Genomic DNA, 658 nt, shown 5'->3' on the forward strand with positions numbered 1-658 from the left:
GAAGCAGTTCTGTCGGCGTCGGACCGTGAAGGGTGAGCCCACCGTCGAGCAGCTCCCGGCGGGTGACCGGTGTCACCGGGCGTTCCATGAGCATGCCTTGAGCCCAGGTGAAATGACGGGTCTCTGCCTCGGAGAGCGCTGTTCCGACCATGTATGAGCAGTGCAGCTTGGCCGCGGCGGGCTCTTCGTCCTGCAGTCGCCGGTGAATGCCCGTCAGCCGATCCTGCTGCCCGCCGTCCAACGGGCTTTCGACGATCGCGATGAGGTCAAGATCGCTGCGCCCGGGCTGGAAGTCGCCCAGCGCGAGTGAACCGTGTGCCCACACTGCCGCCGTCGGCACCGCAAGCCGTATCTCGGAGACGAACCGCTTGAGCACGAGATCCGTTTCAGTCGCCGCCACGCCCGCTCCTTCTCCGTCTACCCGAGTCCGCCGAGACGGAGAGCCTCCTCGATCTCGCTGAGCTTCGTGGCGGACAGGGCCCCCGCCCGCTCGATCAGGTCGTCTCCGGACACGGTGGTCAGCCAGGTACAAGGGGTGAAACCCGGACGCGGGAACGCGAACCGCAGCACACCTTCGAAGGGCAGCCCTGCCACGACGCCAACCGCCACTTCGACACCCAGAGCGCTGATGTCGACGCCGGCCGGAGCGACCACCTGC

2 protein-coding genes are annotated in these 658 nt (G+C 67.2%); both read right to left on the bottom strand.

Going from position 1 to position 658, the window contains the following annotated elements; all coding sequences use genetic code 11:
• A partial coding sequence (locus ABD323_RS43360) for a nucleotidyltransferase domain-containing protein (RefSeq protein WP_344447525.1) occupies positions 1-400 on the bottom strand: 400 nt, incomplete at its 3' end.
• 17 nt (positions 401-417) lie between these two features.
• Positions 418-658 (bottom strand): type II toxin-antitoxin system PemK/MazF family toxin (locus ABD323_RS43365; protein WP_344447526.1); only part of this gene is annotated, 241 nt, incomplete at its 5' end.

Origin of the sequence: Kitasatospora nipponensis, from assembly GCF_039528135.1 — a bacterium.
Taxonomy (GTDB): Bacteria; Actinomycetota; Actinomycetes; order Streptomycetales; family Streptomycetaceae; genus Kitasatospora; species Kitasatospora nipponensis.